The organism is Streptomyces sp. SID5785, from assembly GCF_009870065.1.
Taxonomy (GTDB): domain Bacteria; phylum Actinomycetota; class Actinomycetes; order Streptomycetales; family Streptomycetaceae; genus Streptomyces.
The window spans coordinates 13,705-27,864 of the sequence record NZ_WWIA01000206.1 but is presented as its reverse complement, the minus strand read 5'-3'; the positions used below and the strand labels follow the sequence as shown (position 1 = coordinate 27,864).

Genomic DNA, 14,160 nt, shown 5'->3' with positions numbered 1-14,160 from the left:
CCGATCTACCAGGTGCGTGGGGGCGCCGCTCCCGGCCGCGGGCACATCATGGCGAGCGTGATGAGCCACCCCCTGCCGACCGTCGGACCTCAGTGCTAGAACGCCTGCATGACGTACAGGTTCACGGCGCTGGTGGCGTGCGGACTCGATGATCCAGAAATGGATGACTGCCTGATGGCAGGCGTGGCGGAGTCGGACGACGAGGACGGGTTCTCGCTGATGTTCATGTGCGACGTCGACGAGCCCGACACGCACTGTCTCGTCACACCTGACCAGGGCACTGCCTACGGCTGCGTACGTGAGGTGCAGCTGGACGACGACATGCTGCGGGTCACCTTGGATCCGGAGTCGCTGGACGCCATCGGACTGACCGACCCTGTCGTCGAGGCGCTGCTTCGTGCCCCGGCAGAGGACTTGGCGCGCATGCGTGAAGTTCTACCGCGCATCCTTCAATACGGACGTCCAGAGGCCCGTCCCAGATTGATCAGGGCGTGACGTCACAGGACTATCCGGCGTAAGGGTTGCCGCCGAGCCAGGTGGTGCCGTCGATGAGTTCGCGTGCCGCGTCCAAGTGGCCGCAATGGCAGGCGACTTCGGTGAGCACATGGATCACGATGCGCCGCACGTCAGGCAGCCGCCAGGCCGGCCAGATCTCCACGGGCCACGCGGCGGGCTCCTGCTCCGGGCCGGCAGCGGCGAGCACCGCGTCCGCGCGGGCGATGGCCGCCCGGTAGTCGGCGAAGACCTCGCCGCTGGTCATCCCCTCGGGCACGTACCAGTGCGCCTCCGCCCCTGCCGCGAGTTGCCCAGCCACATCCGGCTCGCCCGCGATCACCCCGGGGAACCAGAAACGTTCGACATCCAGGGTGAGGTGGCGCAGCAAGGCCAGGCAGCTCCAGCCGCTGGGCAGCACCGGCCGCCGCAGATCATCCTCCGAGAGCCCTTCGAGGATCCCGAGGACGTGCGCGCGCTGGTGGTCCAACGCACCCTTGAGCGCGTCGAGTTCGGCGTTCACCCGCCGCGCTTGTCCTCCGACGCCTGCCGTACTCGTCATCCGCCCGCCTCCGTCGACCGCAGAACATGAACCCGACTTCGGCCCGGACGCTACACCGGGGATACGACAACGGGGCGGCGGTGACCATGCGCCTCAGCCTGCCCCGCTTCCTCAGGCCGTAGCTCGCCAGGTCTGTCCTGTCCGCCCCCGGCGCACTGCCGTCTCTCCCGATCGGGCCCGGATGCCGGATGCGGGCTTGACCTTCGACCCGGGTCGAGGCTCTACCGTCGGAGGCATGAGCACGATGCGGATCTCCCGGCTCGCCGAGCGCTCCGGCGTACCGGCCACGACCCTGCGTTTCTACGACGACGCCGGGCTTCTGCCAGCCGGTCGGACAGCTTCTGGCTACCGCGTGTACGGCGAGGACGCCGTCGAGCGCCTGGCGTTCATCGGCGCGGCCAAGCACCTGGGCCTACCGCTCGACGAGATCGGGGAGCTGCTCTCGGTCTGGGAGGCAGGCGCCTGCAAGGACGTGAAGGAAGACCTGCGCCCGCGGATCGCCGCCCGCCTGACGGAAGCGCGGCTTCGCCTCACGGAACTGGCCGCTCTGACCACCTCGCTGCACCAGGCGCTGAGGCACCTGGACGCGCTCCCTGATCGCACCGGCCGCTGCGACCCCGAGTGCGGCTTCCTCTCACCGAGCGCGGCAGCCGGCAGTGGGCCGGTGGACGCGGAACTCTCTCCAAGTCGGCGCGCCACCGAGGCCGAGCCGTGGCGTACCGCCCCGGTCGCCTGCTCGTTGGACGGCAACGGCTTGGAGGAGCGAGCCGCTCAATGGCGCGAGGCAGTGGACGGTGCGGCCCGCTCACCGATACCGGAGGGCTTGCGGCTGACGCTGCCCGTCGCACGGGCGGCGAAGGTGGCCGAACTGGCCGCTGCGGAGCAGCGATGCTGCCCCTTCTTCGACTTCCGTCTCCACCTTGACGGTCCGCACCTCCACATGGAGGTGCGCGCCCCCGCAGACGGCGCAGCACTCCTCGCCGAGCTCTTCGCTCCCGGCGCCTGACCCCCGGTGTCCCCGGCGCGCACGGCTGCGGTCATCAGGCGGCTCGCGGCGCCGGGGCGGGGAGCGGGGTCAGGGAGGCGTACTCCAGGGGGGCGGACGGGTCGATGGACACCTCCAGCGGGGCCGGGCGGGCGCCGGAGCGGACCAGCAGGTCGCCGACCGCCGCGATCATCGCGCCGTTGTCCGTGCACAGCGTCATCGGCGGCACCCGCAGCTCGATCCCGGCCGCGGCGCAGCGCTGTTCGGCCAGCGCGCGGACCCGGGAGTTCGCGGCCACGCCGCCGACGACGATCAGGGTGCGCACGTCGTGGTCGCGGCAGGCGCGCACGGCCTTGCGGGTGAGGACGTCGGCGACCGCCTCCTGGAGCGCGGCCGCGCCGTCGGCGACCGACGGCTCCTCGCCGCGCTGCCGGTGCTGTTCCACCCAGCGGGCGGCGGCCGTCTTGAGGCCGGAGAAGGAGAACGCGTACGGGTCGTCGCCGCCCTTCGTCAGGGGGCGGGGGAAGGCGACCGCGCCTGGATCGCCGGTCTGCGCGGCGCGGTCGATGGCGGGGCCGCCCGGGTAGGGCAGGCCGAGGATGCGGGCGACCTTGTCGAAGCACTCGCCGGCCGCGTCGTCGAGGGTGTCGCCCAGGTGCAGGATCGGCTCGCGCACCAGGTCCCGGACCAGGAGCAGCGACGTGTGCCCGCCGGAGACGATCAGGACGACGCAGGGTTCGGGCAGCGGGCCATGCTCCAGGGTGTCGGCGGCGACGTGGCCCGCCAGGTGATGCACCCCGTACAGCGGCACCCCGGCCGCGTACGCGAGGGTCTTCGCCCCGGCCAGCCCGACCTGGAGCGCTCCCGACAGGCCCGGTCCGGTGGTGACGGCGACCGCGTCGATCTGGCCGAGGCGCAGTCCGGCCTCGGACAGGGCCTGTCGCACGACCGGCGTAAACGCCTGGAGGTGGGCGCGCGAGGCGATCTCGGGGACCACGCCGCCGAAGCGCGCGTGCTCGTCCATGCTCGACGCCACCACGTGGGCCAGCAGCTTTCCGTCCCTCACGATGCCCGCGCCGGTCTCGTCGCACGACGACTCGATCCCCAGCACCACCGGTGCGCTCACCACGGCCTCCTTCTGCATGCAACCTGCACTTGCAATATATGTGCAACAAGACGGAGGCGGCGGACCGCCCGTCCAGCAGCCGGATGCAGCTCGTCGCCACCGACGTGCAGCCGCGCCTGTTCACCGTGGCCTCGCACCACCCCAAGGCGCAGGCGGCGAGCCCCGCACCCGGCGACCGGTCCGCGCAGGCCCCGCACGGCCCGTGACAGCGCACCCCCCTGGTCCTAGGTCCAACGCCGCATCGCACCGCGTCTTTCCTGCTGCTAGCGTGCAGCTGCATACCAGTCGCAATAACGTGAGGGTGTTGGAGATGGCGATCTACACGCTGCCGGAGCTTCCGTACGACTACGCGGCGCTCGAACCGGTCATCAATCCGCAGATCATCGAGCTGCACCACGACAAGCACCACGCCGCGTACGTGAAGGGTGCCAACGACACCCTGGAGCAGCTCGCCGAAGCGCGTGACAAGGAATCCTGGGGCTCGATCAACGGCCTGGAGAAGAACCTCGCCTTCCACCTCTCCGGCCACATCCTCCACTCGATCTACTGGCACAACATGAACAGCCCGAAGGACGGCGGCGGCGGCGAGCCGACCGCCGCCGACGGCGTCGGCGAGCTCGCGGACGCCATCACCGAGTACTTCGGCTCCTTCGCCGGCTTCAAGGCCCAGCTCACCAAGGCCGCCGCCACGACGCAGGGCTCGGGCTGGGGCGTCCTCGCCTACGAGCCGCTCTCCGGCCGCCTGATCGTCGAGCAGGTCTACGACCACCAGGGCAACGTCGGACAGGGCTCCACGCCCATCCTCGTCTTCGACGCCTGGGAGCACGCCTTCTACCTGCAGTACAAGAACCAGAAGGTCGACTTCATCGAGGCCATGTGGGCCGTCGTCAACTGGCAGGACGTCGCCAAGCGCTACGCCGCCGCCAAGGAGCGCACGAACGCGCTGCTGCTCAACCCCTGACCGCACAGGGGAACCTGATGTCCTGCTCGTGATCGTCTTCTCACCCTTCACCGGCAGGCAAGCCGAGGGCTCCCGCCGACCTCGCGTCGGCGGGAGCCCTTCGCCGTTCACGCGGCGACGACGGCCTGCGGGTGACCCCGGGCCGGGCCGGCCGCGAGCGGGTGGCTACGGCGTGTCCCTGCGCCCGTTCAGCTCGGTGACCAGGTGGTGGCCGCCGAGGAGGTCCAGGTCGGTTCGTTCGCGGAGGCGTCTGATCGCGGCGTTGGTGTCGGCTTCGGCGAGCAGGGAGGTCAGTTCCGCGGCCAGGGGGGCGTCGGCGAGGGGCAGGGCGTCGGCGGCCTCGGCGTAGGTCGTGGGAAGGGTGTGGCCCTCGGTCAGGAGGTCCACCGCCACCGTGGCCGTGAGCAGGCTCAGTTCGGAGCCCTTGCGGAGGCGGCGGACGGCCTTGACGGTGTGGCCCGCGGCCGCGAGGGCCTTCGCCTCGTTCTGTGCTTCCGGGTCAACCGGCGTGATCAGTGCGGTCGTTCGTGCCTTGGCCCTCATGGTCGTACTCCCCCGTCGTCGGCGGTCCTGCTGCGTGCGGTCGTTGTCGAGTATCGCCGAGGCACGGCGGCGTGCCGAGCCGGCGGTGCCGCATCCCGGTGGGCGGCCGGGACGCCGGAAAAGCAGTGGCCCGGGGGGTCTTCGCGGGCCTACGGTGGGCCGGTCGTCCCGATCGGCTTTCTCGTTCCGTGCCCTTGGAGGGGTGTCTTGATGACCCGGCCCGCGCCGAGCGCGCCTCGCAGCTCCGTGTGAGCGTTCGTCCGGATCCGTCGCACCACGCGTGCGCGTCCGTACGGGCCTGCGCCCGTCGAGACCGCTCGGCCTGCTCTTGCTGTCATGCCTCGTCTCTCAGCAAGGAGCCCACCGGGTGTCCATCCGTCACACCACTCCGCACCCCACCCAGCGCCCCGCCCCGCACCCCACCACCGGCACGTCGCACGGCGACGGATTCGTCTGCGCCTGGTGCGGGCTGACCGCACCTGCCGTCGCCCCGGCACGCCACCACTGCCCGTCCTGTCTGCACGCCCGGCACACCTCCGGCGGCTGTCACGGCCGGATGGTGCCGATCTCCATCGCCGTCCTGCCCACGGGCGACTGGACGGTCATCCACCGCTGCGTCCGCTGCGACGCGCTCACCTCGCGGCCGGTCGGCCGGGACGACAACCGGCTCGTGCTGATGCGCATGGCCGTCCGCCCGCTCGCCCAGCCTCCGTTCCCGCTCGAGCCGTTCGGATCGCTGTGAGGGGGCCGGGAGCGCAGCGCGGAGAGGGAGGAGAGCGGCATGGCCCGACGTACGCGGCCTGAGGACGGGCGGCGCCGGCCGCAGCGGCGCAAGGACGTGCTCCATGCGCGCGGCGGGCACCGGGCGCACGCCTTCCGGTGCGCCGGGTGCCGGCTCGACGTGTCGCCGGACGCACCCGGCACCGGGCACCGCAACCACTGCCCGACCTGTCTGACCAGCCTGCACGTGGACGCCCGGACCCCGGGCGACCGCGCCGCCGGATGCCGGGGGCGGATGGAGGCGCTGTGCGTCGCGGTGCGGCCGGACGGGGAGTGGCTGCTGGTGCACCGGTGTCTGCGCTGCGGCGTGCTCAGCACCAACCGCGTCGCGGGCGACGACCATCCGCTCGCCCTGATACGGCTGGCCCTCAGGCCGTTCCGGGACGCGGGCACCGGGCTGCTCGCCCACCAGGTGCTCGGCGGCCTGTGACGCGACGGGCCCGCCGCGGGCGCGGCGTGTGAACCGCCGCGCCCGCGGACACGTCCCCTACGTCGGCACCAGCCCGGACACCCCCACGGACCCCACCACGGACACCAGCACGGACACCACGACACACGCCCCGAGGAGCCCGCCATGACAGCACCCCGCACTCCGGCCCCCGCAGAACCGGAGACGCCCGAGCCCGGGTTCGTCGGGCTGCACCACGTCCAGCTGGCGATCCCGGCCGGCGGGGAGGAGCGGTGCCGCGAGTTCTGGGGCGGGGTGCTCGGCATGGCGGAGCTGACGAAGCCGCCGGTCCTTGCGGCGCGCGGCGGATGCTGGTTCCGCGGCGGCGGCCTCGAGGTGCATCTGGGGGTGGAGCGGGACTTCGCCCCGGCCCGCAAGGCGCACCCGGGGATCCTGGTCCGCTCGCTGCGGGCGCTCGCCGCCCGGCTGGAGGCGGGCGGGCACAAGGTGACGTGGGACGACACGTTCCCCGGGCACGACCGCTTCTACGCGGCGGACCCGTTCGGCAACCGGCTGGAGTTCCTCGAACCGCACGCCGCCCGACGCCACGATTGACGCCCTCCGTGTGGCGGGCCGCGCCCCGCGTGCCCAGGATCGGAGCATGCCTCCCCCGACCCGCCCGCCCCGCCGCGCAGTCGGCGCCCGGCAGCGACGGCGCTGGTGGTCGTGGGGGGCCGTCGGGATGCTGTGCCTCATCGCGCTGATCGCGGCCGGTATCGCGCTCTACTTCGACGAGCGGGACGCGCGCGAGCGGGCCCTCGTCGTGGGCAGCAGGGCCGCCGACCGGATCGAGGTGGCGGCCGAGGTGCGCCGCACCGATCCGGGCGAGCGGGTGGCCCGGATCCAGCTGACCGTGTCGGCGACCGGGCGGTTCGCCGACGCGCAGGGCCTGCCGAAGAAGGACGTCGTGCTCGTGACGAACGCGCCGGGCCAGGAGGAGGTCACGTTCAAGCAGAGCAGTGTGACGCTGCTGCGCGAGGTGGCGGTGCCGCTGACCGCCGGGGCTCTGTCGGACTACCCGTTCGACCGGTACACGGCGGTGCTCGGGCTCACCGCGACGCTCGGCGGGGACGCGCGCACGGCGGTGCCGCTGCGGCTGACGGTGCGGGACACGGACCCCAACTTCTCGCTGGACACGCGGGCGAAGCGGTACGAGGCCGGGGTGGCGCTGATCGACACGCAGATGAGGCGGTCCCGGTCCACGTTCATCATGGCGTGGTTCATCATCACGGCGATGTGGGCGATCGCGCTCTCGGTGCTGCTGGCCTCGCAGCTCGTGGTGCGGCAGCGGCGCGGGCTGGTGTGGCCGGCGCTCGGCTGGATGGCGGCGACACTGTTCGCGCTGGTGGGGCTGCGGAGCGCGGCGCCGGGCAGCCCGCCCAACGGCTCGGTCCTCGACTACGCCGCCTTCTACTGGGCGGAGGCGCTGATCGCGCTGAGCCTGACCCGGCTCGTGTTCCACGGCATCCACATCGAGCACCACACGGGCGGCCCGGTCAGCCCGCAGCCGGTGCCCGTACGGCCGCAGGTGCGGCGGCGGCGCGGGGTGCCCGCGGGGGCCCGTGCGCGGCTGCGGCGCGGCGGCGGGCGGGACGGCGGCGTGTACCCTTGACGGAGCAAGCGAAGGGGAGTAGCCCCGCGAACCGGTCGTCGACACACTGGAACCCCCGGGTTCCCGGTGGCCGGGCCCGTGCCGGATGCGGCGCGGGCGGGCGAGACCTTCGACCAGGCAGTAGCAGTACGACGCGGCGCACACCCCTGTGTGCCGTGTGTCCGACGCTGCCGGGTCGAGTGGTCCTCCCCGCGCAGTGGGTGGGTTCACGGCGATCCGGCCGCCCCCACAGAAAGTCCCCCCGATGCATCTCGACCCCCTGGCGATCGTCACCGCCTTCGGGCTGATCTTCCTGGCCGAACTGCCCGACAAGACCATGTTCGCCTCGCTGGCCATGGGTACGCGGATGAAGCCGCTGTACGTGTGGTTCGGGACCTCGAGCGCGTTCATCGTGCATGTCGCCATCGCCGTCGGTGCCGGTTCCCTGCTCTCCCTGCTGCCCGGCTGGATCGTGAAGCTGGTGTCGGCGCTGCTGTTCGGCTTCGGCGCGTTCATGCTGCTGCGCGGCGGGGGCGACGACGACGAGGACGACGAGGCGGGCGGCCGGACCGTCACCGGGTTCTGGCCGGTCTACGGCACCGCGTTCACGGCTGTCTTCATCAGCGAGTGGGGCGACCTGACCCAGATCACCACCGCGAACCTCGCCGCGACGAACGGCACCTGGTCCACGGCCATCGGCTCCGCCGCCGCCCTCATGTCGGTGTCCGCGCTCGCGCTGGTCGCCGGCCGGTTCATCGCCAAGCGGGTGCCGCTGAAGACCGTGCAGCGGGTGGGCGGCGTGTGCATGCTGCTGCTCGCGGTGTGGTCGCTGATCGAGATCTTCACCGGCTGATCCCCCACCGGGACGCCCTGACCGGGCCCGGCCCGGCGCTGATGGCGGTGCCCGGTGCCGTGCACACCTCTTGTGGATACATGAACGTATCGAATACGTTCCTGTATCCGATCATCCGATCAGGAGGCGGCGACGATGACCGGCACACCCGACGGCACCGGCGCCACGGCCGGCACCGTCACCCGGCGCCGGGCCCGCACCCGGCAGCGGCTGCTCGACGCCGCCTTCGAGGTGTTCGCGCGCGAGGGCTTCGGCCGCACCACCGTCGAGCAGGTCTGTGACCGCGCCGGGTTCACCCGCGGTGCCTTCTACTCGAACTTCTCCTCCCTGGACGAGCTGTTCCTCGCCCTGTGGGAGGAGCGCTCGGCCCGCATGCTCGACGACCTGCGGGCCGCCCTCGCCGGGGTCGGCGCGCGCGGCCCCGAGGCCGGCGTGCGGGCGGCGGTCGACGCGACGCCGCCGGACGAGGCCTGGTACCGGATCACCGCCGAGTTCACCGCGCACGCGCTGCGCACCCCGGGCCTGCGCCGTGTGATGGCCGCCCGCGAGCGCGCCATCCGCGAGGCGCTCCTGCCCGTGTTCGTCGCGTCCCTGGACCGGCTCGGCCGGCGCGTGCCCGACGAGGAGGCCCTCGGCGACGCCCTGGTCGCCGTGCACGACGGGACGGCCGTCCAGGTCCTGATGCAGCCCGGCGACCCGGCCGTGCGCGACCGGCGCCGCGCCCTCTTCATGAACGTACTGAACGCTTACAGCACCCCTAGGGAGACCCCGTGAGTGACACCAGTGCCCCGGACGGCGCGGACCGCGCGGACGTCATCGTGGTCGGAGCCGGGCTCGCCGGGCTCGTCGCCACCTACGAGCTGACCCGCGCCGGCAAGCGCGTCCTGCTCGTCGACCAGGAGAACGCGGCGAACCTGGGCGGCCAGGCGTTCTGGTCGCTCGGCGGGCTCTTCCTCGTGGACAGCCCCGAGCAGCGGCGCATGGGGATCAAGGACAGTTACGAACTGGCGCTCGCCGACTGGCTCGGCTCGGCCGGCTTCGACCGCGAGCGCGAGGACCACTGGCCGCGCAAGTGGGCCGAGGCGTACGTGCGGTTCGCGGCCGGCGAGAAGCGCGACTACCTGAACGGGCTCGGGCTCAAGGTCACGCCCAACGTGGGCTGGGCCGAGCGCGGCTCCGGCACCGCGACCGGGCACGGGAACTCGGTGCCGCGCTTCCACCTCACCTGGGGCACCGGACCCGAGGTCGTGCGGGTCTTCCGGGAGCCGGTCCTGGAGGCCGCCTCGCGCGGGCTCGTCACCTTCAAGTACCGCCATCGCGTGGACGAGTTGATCGTGGAGGACGGGGCCGTCGTCGGCGTGCGCGGCAGTCTGCTCGAACCGTCGGACGAACCGCGCGGCGTGGCCTCCTCCCGCGAGACCGTCGGCGACTTCGAGCTGCGCGCCCGGGCCGTCGTCGTCACCTCCGGCGGCATCGGCGCCAACCACGAACTGGTCAGGAAGAACTGGCCCGTCGAGCGGATGGGCCCGGCGCCCGCCTCCATGGTCACCGGCGTTCCCGCGTACGTCGACGGACGCATGCTGGAGATCAGCGAGAGCGCGGGCGCGTCCCTCGTCAACCGTGACCGCATGTGGCACTACACCGAGGGCCTGAAGAACTGGGACCCGATCTGGCCCGGCCACGGCATCCGGATCATCCCCGGCCCGTCCTCGCTGTGGCTGGACGCGGAGGGCAGGCGGCTGCCCGCGCCGCTGTTCCCCGGGCACGACACGCTCGCCACGCTCAAGCACATCACCGGGACCGGGCACGACCACACGTGGTTCGTCCTGACCCGGGCCATCGTGGAGAAGGAGTTCGCGCTCTCCGGCTCGGAGCAGAACCCCGACATCACCGGCAAGGACCTCAAGCTGGTGCTCCAGCGCGTCAAGAAGGGCGCGCCCGGCCCCGTGCAGGCGTTCCTCGACCACGGCGAGGACTTCGTCGTGCGCGACAACCTGAAGGACCTCGTCGCGGGCATGAACGAGCTGACGCCCGACGCGCCCGTCGCCTACGAGCAGGTCGAGCGGGAGATCGTGGCCCGCGACCGCGAGGTCGGCAACGGCTACTCGAAGGACCTCCAGCTCATGGCGGTGCGCAACGCCCGCTCCTACCTGCCCGACCGCATCACGCGCGTCGCCAAGCCGCACCGCCTGCTCGACCCGGCGCAGGGCCCGCTGATCGCCGTCCGGCTGAACCTGCTGACCCGCAAGACGCTCGGCGGCCTGGAGACGAACCTGGACTCGCAGGTCGTCCGCCCCGACGGCACGGTCCTCGACGGCCTGTACGCGGCCGGCGAGGTGGCCGGGTTCGGCGGCGGCGGCGTGCACGGCTACAACGCGCTCGAGGGCACCTTCCTCGGCGGCTGCATCTTCTCCGGCCGCGCCGCGGGCCGCGCCCTCGCCCGGAGCCTCGCATGAGCGCCGGCACCGCGCTCGTGACGGGCGCCTCCTCGGGCATCGGCGCGGCGGTCGCCGCCGCTCTCGTGCGGCGCGGCTACACGGTCTACGGCACGAGCCGCGACCCGGAGAAGGTGAACGACCCGGTCGAGGGCGTGACCTACCTGGCGCTCGACCTGTCCGACGACGCGAGCATCGAGGCGTGCGCGGCGGCCGCGGGACCGGTCGACGTGCTCGTCAACAACGCGGGCGAGTCCCAGAGCGGCCCCTTCGAGGAGCTGCCGATGGACGCCCTGCGCCGGCTGTTCCAGATCAACGTGCTCGGCGCGGTCCGGCTCAGCCAGCTCGTCCTGCCCGGCATGCGCGAGCGGCGGCGCGGCCGGGTGGTGATGGTCGGCTCGATGCTGGCCAGCTTCCCGCTCGCCTACCGCTCCTCGTACGTCGCGTCCAAGGCGGCGGTCAAGGGCTTCGCGCACGCGGCCCGGCGCGAGTACGCCGGGTACGGGGTCGGCATCACGACGGTCGAGCCCGGCTCCATCGCGACCGGGATCAGCGAGCGGCGCACCCAGTACGTGGCCGAGGGCTCGCCGTTCCGCGCCGCGTACGACACGATGCTGGCCGCGCTCAACGCCAACGAGGCGCGGGGCATCACGGCCGCGAAGGTGGCCGCGACGGTCCTCGCCGCGATCGAGGCGCCCCGGCCGCGCCCCCTGTACGCGGTGGGCAGCAACGCGCCGCTGGTGTTCGCGCTGCGCCGGGTTCTGACGCGGGGCGCGGTGGAACGCATGGTGGCGCGCCGGCACGGGCTGCGGTAGGGACCGCGCCGGCGGGGGGCCGGAACCGCGGGACGTCAGCCCTTGCGGCGGTCCCCGTGTCCCGGCCACCACGCGGCGTGCCCGATCAGCGCCGTGAGCGACGGCGTGAACACCATCGCCATGACGAACGCCGCGATCACGATGCCGAAGGACAGCGCGAACCCCATCTGGGAGAGCGTCGAGTTCCCGGCCAGCATCAGGGTCGCGAAGGTCCCCGCCAGGATCACGCCGGCGGAGCCGATCGTCGGCCCGGAGTGCCGGATCGCCGTGCCCGCCGCGTCCCGCGGCTCGCGCCCCTCACGGGCCTCCTCGCGCAGCCGCGACACCATCAGGATGTTGTAGTCCGTGCCGAGCGCGACCACGAACAAGTACATGATCACGGGCAGCATGAACATCAGCCCGGGCTGGCTGCCGATCTGGGTGAACAGGAACGACGTCGCGCCGAGGGTCGCGCCGAAGCCGAGGGCGACGGACAGCATGAGGTACCAGGGCGCCACGAGGCTGCGCAGCAGGAGCCCGAGGATGATCATGATGCAGACCGCGGCGACGGGGAAGACGACGGAGTAGTCGCGGTCGACGGCCTTGTTGATGTCGACGTAGACCGCGGTGATGCCGCCGACCGACGCCGTGGTGCCGTCCGGGGCCTGCGCGTGCGCGGCGGGCCGCAGGTCGTCCCTGATGGTGTTCATCGCGGCGTCGGAGGCGGGCGGGTCGTCCAGGACGACCGTGTACGCGGCGGCGGTCCGCCGGGTGCTGAGGACGGGCGCACCGACCGTGCCGACGCCGTCCACCTTCGCCAGGGAGGCCCGGAACGCGGCCGCCTGGGCGGCGGTGAGCGGGCGGTCGCCGTCGGAGGCCAGGTAGACGCTGGTGGGGTCGGTGGTGCCCGCGGGGAAGCCCTTCTCCAGGTCCTTCAGGGCGACCATGGACTCCTTGGTCTTGGGCAGGGACGACGTCGCGAGGTCGAAGTTGGCCCGGTAGCCGAGGGCGCCGAGCGCGAGGACGACCATGACGAGCCCGGAGCCGAGCGCCCACAGGGCGGGGCGGCGGGCCAGCGAGGCGCCGAGCCGGGCGAAGCCGGTGCCGTGCGGCTCGGAGCGCCAGGACTTCGACGGCCAGAACACCTTGGTGCCGAGCAGCGAGACCACGGCCGGGACGAGGGTCAGGCCCGCGCACAGGGTCACGAAGACGGCGATGGCGAGCGCGGGGCCCATCGACTGCAGCATGCCGAGCGTGGACAGGGCGAGCGCGGCGAACGCGACGATGACGGCGCCGGCCGCCGAGGTGATGGCCTCGCCGACCCGTTCGACGGCGTGGATCATGGCCTGTTTGGGATGCTCGCCGGTGCGCAGCGCCTCCCGGTAGCGGAACAGCAGGAACAGGATGTAGTCCGTGCCGACGCCGAACAGGACGACGGTGAGCAGCTCCTGGATCGACGAGTCGGCCTTCATGTCGAAGGCCTTGTTGGCGGACGCGATGAGACCGGTGGCCAGCGGCGAGATCAGGCCGATGAGGACGACCGGGAGCAGCGCGATGATCGGGCTGCGGAAGATGAGCAGGAGCAGCACGACGATGATGACGATCGTGCCGACGCCGACGAGGAGTCCGGCCCGCGAGGAGGCGTCCGCCTCGTCGAGCGCGGTGGCGGCGGAGCCGGTGACCCCGGCCGTCAGGTCCGTGCCGTCGACGGCCTTGCGGAGGTCGGTGCGCAGCGTCTTGACCGCGTCCTGCTCGGAGGTGTCGGACGGGTCGGTCAGCTTGGGCATGGCGACCATGGAGGTCTGCACGAGCCCGTTCGGCGAGGGCTTGCCCGGGACGACCGCCTCGACCTTCGGGATGTCCTGCGCGGCGAGGGAGCGCGAGACCCGGACGACGTCGGCGGAGTCCGCGGACGTCAGGCGCCGGCCGTCGGAGCGCTGGAAGACGATGACGGCGCCGATGTTCTGCTGCTTGGGGAACTGGGACTCCTGGAGGTCGGCGGCCTCGATCGACTCGTACGAGTCGGGCAGGAAGCTCGCCTCGTCCGAACTGGAGGTGAGTTTCGGCGCGAGGGCGATCACCGCCGCCGCGACGACCACCCACGCGAGGATGACCCACCAGGGCCTGCGGACCACCAAACGCCCGAGCGCAGCGAACATCCCACACGCCTTCCCGTCACCCCCGGCTCACCCCGCAAGGCTCGCCCGGGGCCGGGCGAGCTGCCACTCGAAGGGCTCCGGCGTGCGCGACCGGCGCGGGTGGCGCAGGCTGGTGACGGGTGTGGCCGCGGAGCCGCGGGCCCGGGCGGTGACGGGGTCAGCGCCCGTCGGACGAGGCGTGCGCCCCCGACGCGGCGTGCTCGTGCACCGTGCTCAGATGCGGCAGGTCGGCGGCGGGCGCGACCGGGGGCGCGGCCTCCTCGGCGACACCGCGGGCGGTGGTCCCGGCGGCGCCCAGGGCGAGGGCGGCCAGCACCCCGGTGACGATCGCGGTGACCAGAGGTGAGCGGACCCGCACGGGCACCTCGCAGCAGATCGATGATGGATAAGCACTCGATTAAGCAGAATTAACTTCCCTTAACCGGTCGCTC

General features: G+C 72.6%; 17 protein-coding genes. 12 read left to right on the top strand and 5 right to left on the bottom strand.

All coding sequences use genetic code 11. From position 1 onward, the window contains the following. Window positions 1-108: 108 nt before the first annotated feature. Window positions 109-495: a hypothetical protein gene (locus GTW43_RS06245; protein ID WP_161300615.1), complete on the top strand. Its 387-nt coding sequence runs from the start codon at window positions 109-111 to the stop codon at window positions 493-495. A 10-nt stretch (window positions 496-505) separates the two neighbouring features. Here GTW43_RS06245 and GTW43_RS06240 read toward each other — a convergent pair whose 3' ends face one another. Next, a complete protein-coding gene (locus tag GTW43_RS06240; protein ID WP_161300614.1) occupies window positions 506-1,015 on the bottom strand; it encodes a DinB family protein in 510 nt (169 codons plus the stop codon). A gap of 274 nt (window positions 1,016-1,289) precedes the next feature. Here GTW43_RS06240 and GTW43_RS06235 point away from each other — a divergent pair, with 274 nt between their 5' ends. Further along, entirely contained in the window at window positions 1,290-2,060 is a 771-nt protein-coding gene (locus GTW43_RS06235; protein WP_161300613.1) for a MerR family transcriptional regulator, read from the top strand. Between the two features lie 34 nt (window positions 2,061-2,094). On the opposite strand, the gene tsaD is transcribed toward GTW43_RS06235, so the two are convergent. Further along, window positions 2,095-3,183 carry a tRNA (adenosine(37)-N6)-threonylcarbamoyltransferase complex transferase subunit TsaD gene (gene tsaD, locus GTW43_RS06230; protein WP_202501103.1) on the bottom strand — a complete coding sequence of 363 codons (1,089 nt, stop codon included), beginning with the start codon at window positions 3,181-3,183 and terminating at the stop codon, window positions 2,095-2,097. 20 nt (window positions 3,184-3,203) lie between these two features. Here tsaD and GTW43_RS06225 point away from each other — a divergent pair, with 20 nt between their 5' ends. Together GTW43_RS06225 and GTW43_RS06220 are read left to right on the top strand one after the other, a co-directional pair. After that, window positions 3,204-3,371, top strand: a complete 168-nt coding sequence (locus tag GTW43_RS06225) for a hypothetical protein (RefSeq protein WP_161300612.1) — start codon at window positions 3,204-3,206, stop codon at window positions 3,369-3,371. 104 nt (window positions 3,372-3,475) lie between these two features. Then, the gene (locus GTW43_RS06220) at window positions 3,476-4,126 is read left to right on the top strand and encodes a superoxide dismutase (protein ID WP_161300611.1); all 651 of its coding nucleotides are present in this window, start codon (window positions 3,476-3,478) and stop codon (window positions 4,124-4,126) included. 165 nt (window positions 4,127-4,291) lie between these two features. Here the strand turns inward: GTW43_RS06220 and GTW43_RS06215 are convergent, their stop codons facing one another. Next, window positions 4,292-4,669, bottom strand: coding sequence for a hypothetical protein (locus tag GTW43_RS06215; protein WP_161300610.1), 378 nt, complete (start codon window positions 4,667-4,669; stop codon window positions 4,292-4,294). Window positions 4,670-5,042: 373 nt separating this feature from the next. On the opposite strand from GTW43_RS06215, the gene GTW43_RS37870 reads away from it, so the two are divergent. From GTW43_RS37870 to GTW43_RS06175, 8 genes are all read left to right on the top strand, one after another. Then, window positions 5,043-5,411 (top strand): RNHCP domain-containing protein, encoded by a 369-nt coding sequence (locus GTW43_RS37870; protein WP_161300617.1) that lies wholly within the window; start codon window positions 5,043-5,045, stop codon window positions 5,409-5,411. A 39-nt stretch (window positions 5,412-5,450) separates the two neighbouring features. Continuing rightward, a complete protein-coding gene (locus tag GTW43_RS06205; RefSeq protein ID WP_161300609.1) occupies window positions 5,451-5,879 on the top strand; it encodes an RNHCP domain-containing protein in 429 nt (142 codons plus the stop codon). A 144-nt stretch (window positions 5,880-6,023) separates the two neighbouring features. After that, window positions 6,024-6,452 carry a glyoxalase gene (locus tag GTW43_RS06200; protein ID WP_161300608.1) on the top strand — a complete coding sequence of 143 codons (429 nt, stop codon included), beginning with the start codon at window positions 6,024-6,026 and terminating at the stop codon, window positions 6,450-6,452. A gap of 46 nt (window positions 6,453-6,498) precedes the next feature. Beyond that, window positions 6,499-7,509, top strand: a complete 1,011-nt coding sequence (locus tag GTW43_RS06195; protein ID WP_161300607.1) for a DUF4436 family protein — start codon at window positions 6,499-6,501, stop codon at window positions 7,507-7,509. 244 nt (window positions 7,510-7,753) lie between these two features. After that, a complete protein-coding gene (locus GTW43_RS06190; protein WP_161300606.1) occupies window positions 7,754-8,341 on the top strand; it encodes a TMEM165/GDT1 family protein in 588 nt (195 codons plus the stop codon). Window positions 8,342-8,476: 135 nt separating this feature from the next. Continuing rightward, window positions 8,477-9,115 carry a TetR/AcrR family transcriptional regulator gene (locus tag GTW43_RS06185; protein WP_161300605.1) on the top strand — a complete coding sequence of 213 codons (639 nt, stop codon included), beginning with the start codon at window positions 8,477-8,479 and terminating at the stop codon, window positions 9,113-9,115. Then, complete coding sequence (locus GTW43_RS06180; RefSeq protein ID WP_161300604.1) at window positions 9,112-10,797, top strand: FAD-binding dehydrogenase; 1,686 nt, start codon at window positions 9,112-9,114, stop codon at window positions 10,795-10,797. Before GTW43_RS06185 ends, GTW43_RS06180 begins: the two co-directional genes overlap by 4 nt. Continuing rightward, complete coding sequence (locus GTW43_RS06175) at window positions 10,794-11,591, top strand: SDR family oxidoreductase (protein ID WP_161300603.1); 798 nt, start codon at window positions 10,794-10,796, stop codon at window positions 11,589-11,591. Before GTW43_RS06180 ends, GTW43_RS06175 begins: the two co-directional genes overlap by 4 nt. A 35-nt stretch (window positions 11,592-11,626) precedes the next feature. Here GTW43_RS06175 and GTW43_RS06170 read toward each other — a convergent pair whose 3' ends face one another. Together GTW43_RS06170 and GTW43_RS06165 are read right to left on the bottom strand one after the other, a co-directional pair. Then, window positions 11,627-13,729, bottom strand: coding sequence for an MMPL family transporter (locus GTW43_RS06170; RefSeq protein ID WP_161300602.1), 2,103 nt, complete (start codon window positions 13,727-13,729; stop codon window positions 11,627-11,629). A 157-nt stretch (window positions 13,730-13,886) separates the two neighbouring features. Further along, the gene (locus tag GTW43_RS06165; RefSeq protein WP_161300601.1) at window positions 13,887-14,093 is read right to left on the bottom strand and encodes a hypothetical protein; all 207 of its coding nucleotides are present in this window, start codon (window positions 14,091-14,093) and stop codon (window positions 13,887-13,889) included. Window positions 14,094-14,160: the final 67 nt, after the last annotated feature.

What these genes read in the sequence shown, in the direction of transcription:
- GTW43_RS06175 (WP_161300603.1), top strand. Translation starts at nt 10,794, where the DNA reads ATGAGCGCCGGCACCGCGCTCGTGACGGGCGCCTCCTCGGGCATCGGC.
- GTW43_RS06185 (WP_161300605.1), top strand. Translation starts at nt 8,477, where the DNA reads ATGACCGGCACACCCGACGGCACCGGCGCCACGGCCGGCACCGTCACC.
- GTW43_RS06190 (WP_161300606.1), top strand. Translation starts at nt 7,754, where the DNA reads ATGCATCTCGACCCCCTGGCGATCGTCACCGCCTTCGGGCTGATCTTC.
- tsaD (WP_202501103.1), bottom strand. Translation starts at nt 3,183, where the DNA reads ATGCAGAAGGAGGCCGTGGTGAGCGCACCGGTGGTGCTGGGGATCGAG.
- GTW43_RS06195 (WP_161300607.1), top strand. Translation starts at nt 6,499, where the DNA reads ATGCCTCCCCCGACCCGCCCGCCCCGCCGCGCAGTCGGCGCCCGGCAG.
- GTW43_RS06220 (WP_161300611.1), top strand. Translation starts at nt 3,476, where the DNA reads ATGGCGATCTACACGCTGCCGGAGCTTCCGTACGACTACGCGGCGCTC.
- GTW43_RS06235 (WP_161300613.1), top strand. Translation starts at nt 1,290, where the DNA reads ATGAGCACGATGCGGATCTCCCGGCTCGCCGAGCGCTCCGGCGTACCG.
- GTW43_RS06215 (WP_161300610.1), bottom strand. Translation starts at nt 4,669, where the DNA reads ATGAGGGCCAAGGCACGAACGACCGCACTGATCACGCCGGTTGACCCG.
- GTW43_RS06245 (WP_161300615.1), top strand. Translation starts at nt 109, where the DNA reads ATGACGTACAGGTTCACGGCGCTGGTGGCGTGCGGACTCGATGATCCA.
- GTW43_RS06200 (WP_161300608.1), top strand. Translation starts at nt 6,024, where the DNA reads ATGACAGCACCCCGCACTCCGGCCCCCGCAGAACCGGAGACGCCCGAG.
- GTW43_RS06205 (WP_161300609.1), top strand. Translation starts at nt 5,451, where the DNA reads ATGGCCCGACGTACGCGGCCTGAGGACGGGCGGCGCCGGCCGCAGCGG.
- GTW43_RS06225 (WP_161300612.1), top strand. Translation starts at nt 3,204, where the DNA reads ATGTGCAACAAGACGGAGGCGGCGGACCGCCCGTCCAGCAGCCGGATG.
- GTW43_RS06170 (WP_161300602.1), bottom strand. Translation starts at nt 13,729, where the DNA reads ATGTTCGCTGCGCTCGGGCGTTTGGTGGTCCGCAGGCCCTGGTGGGTC.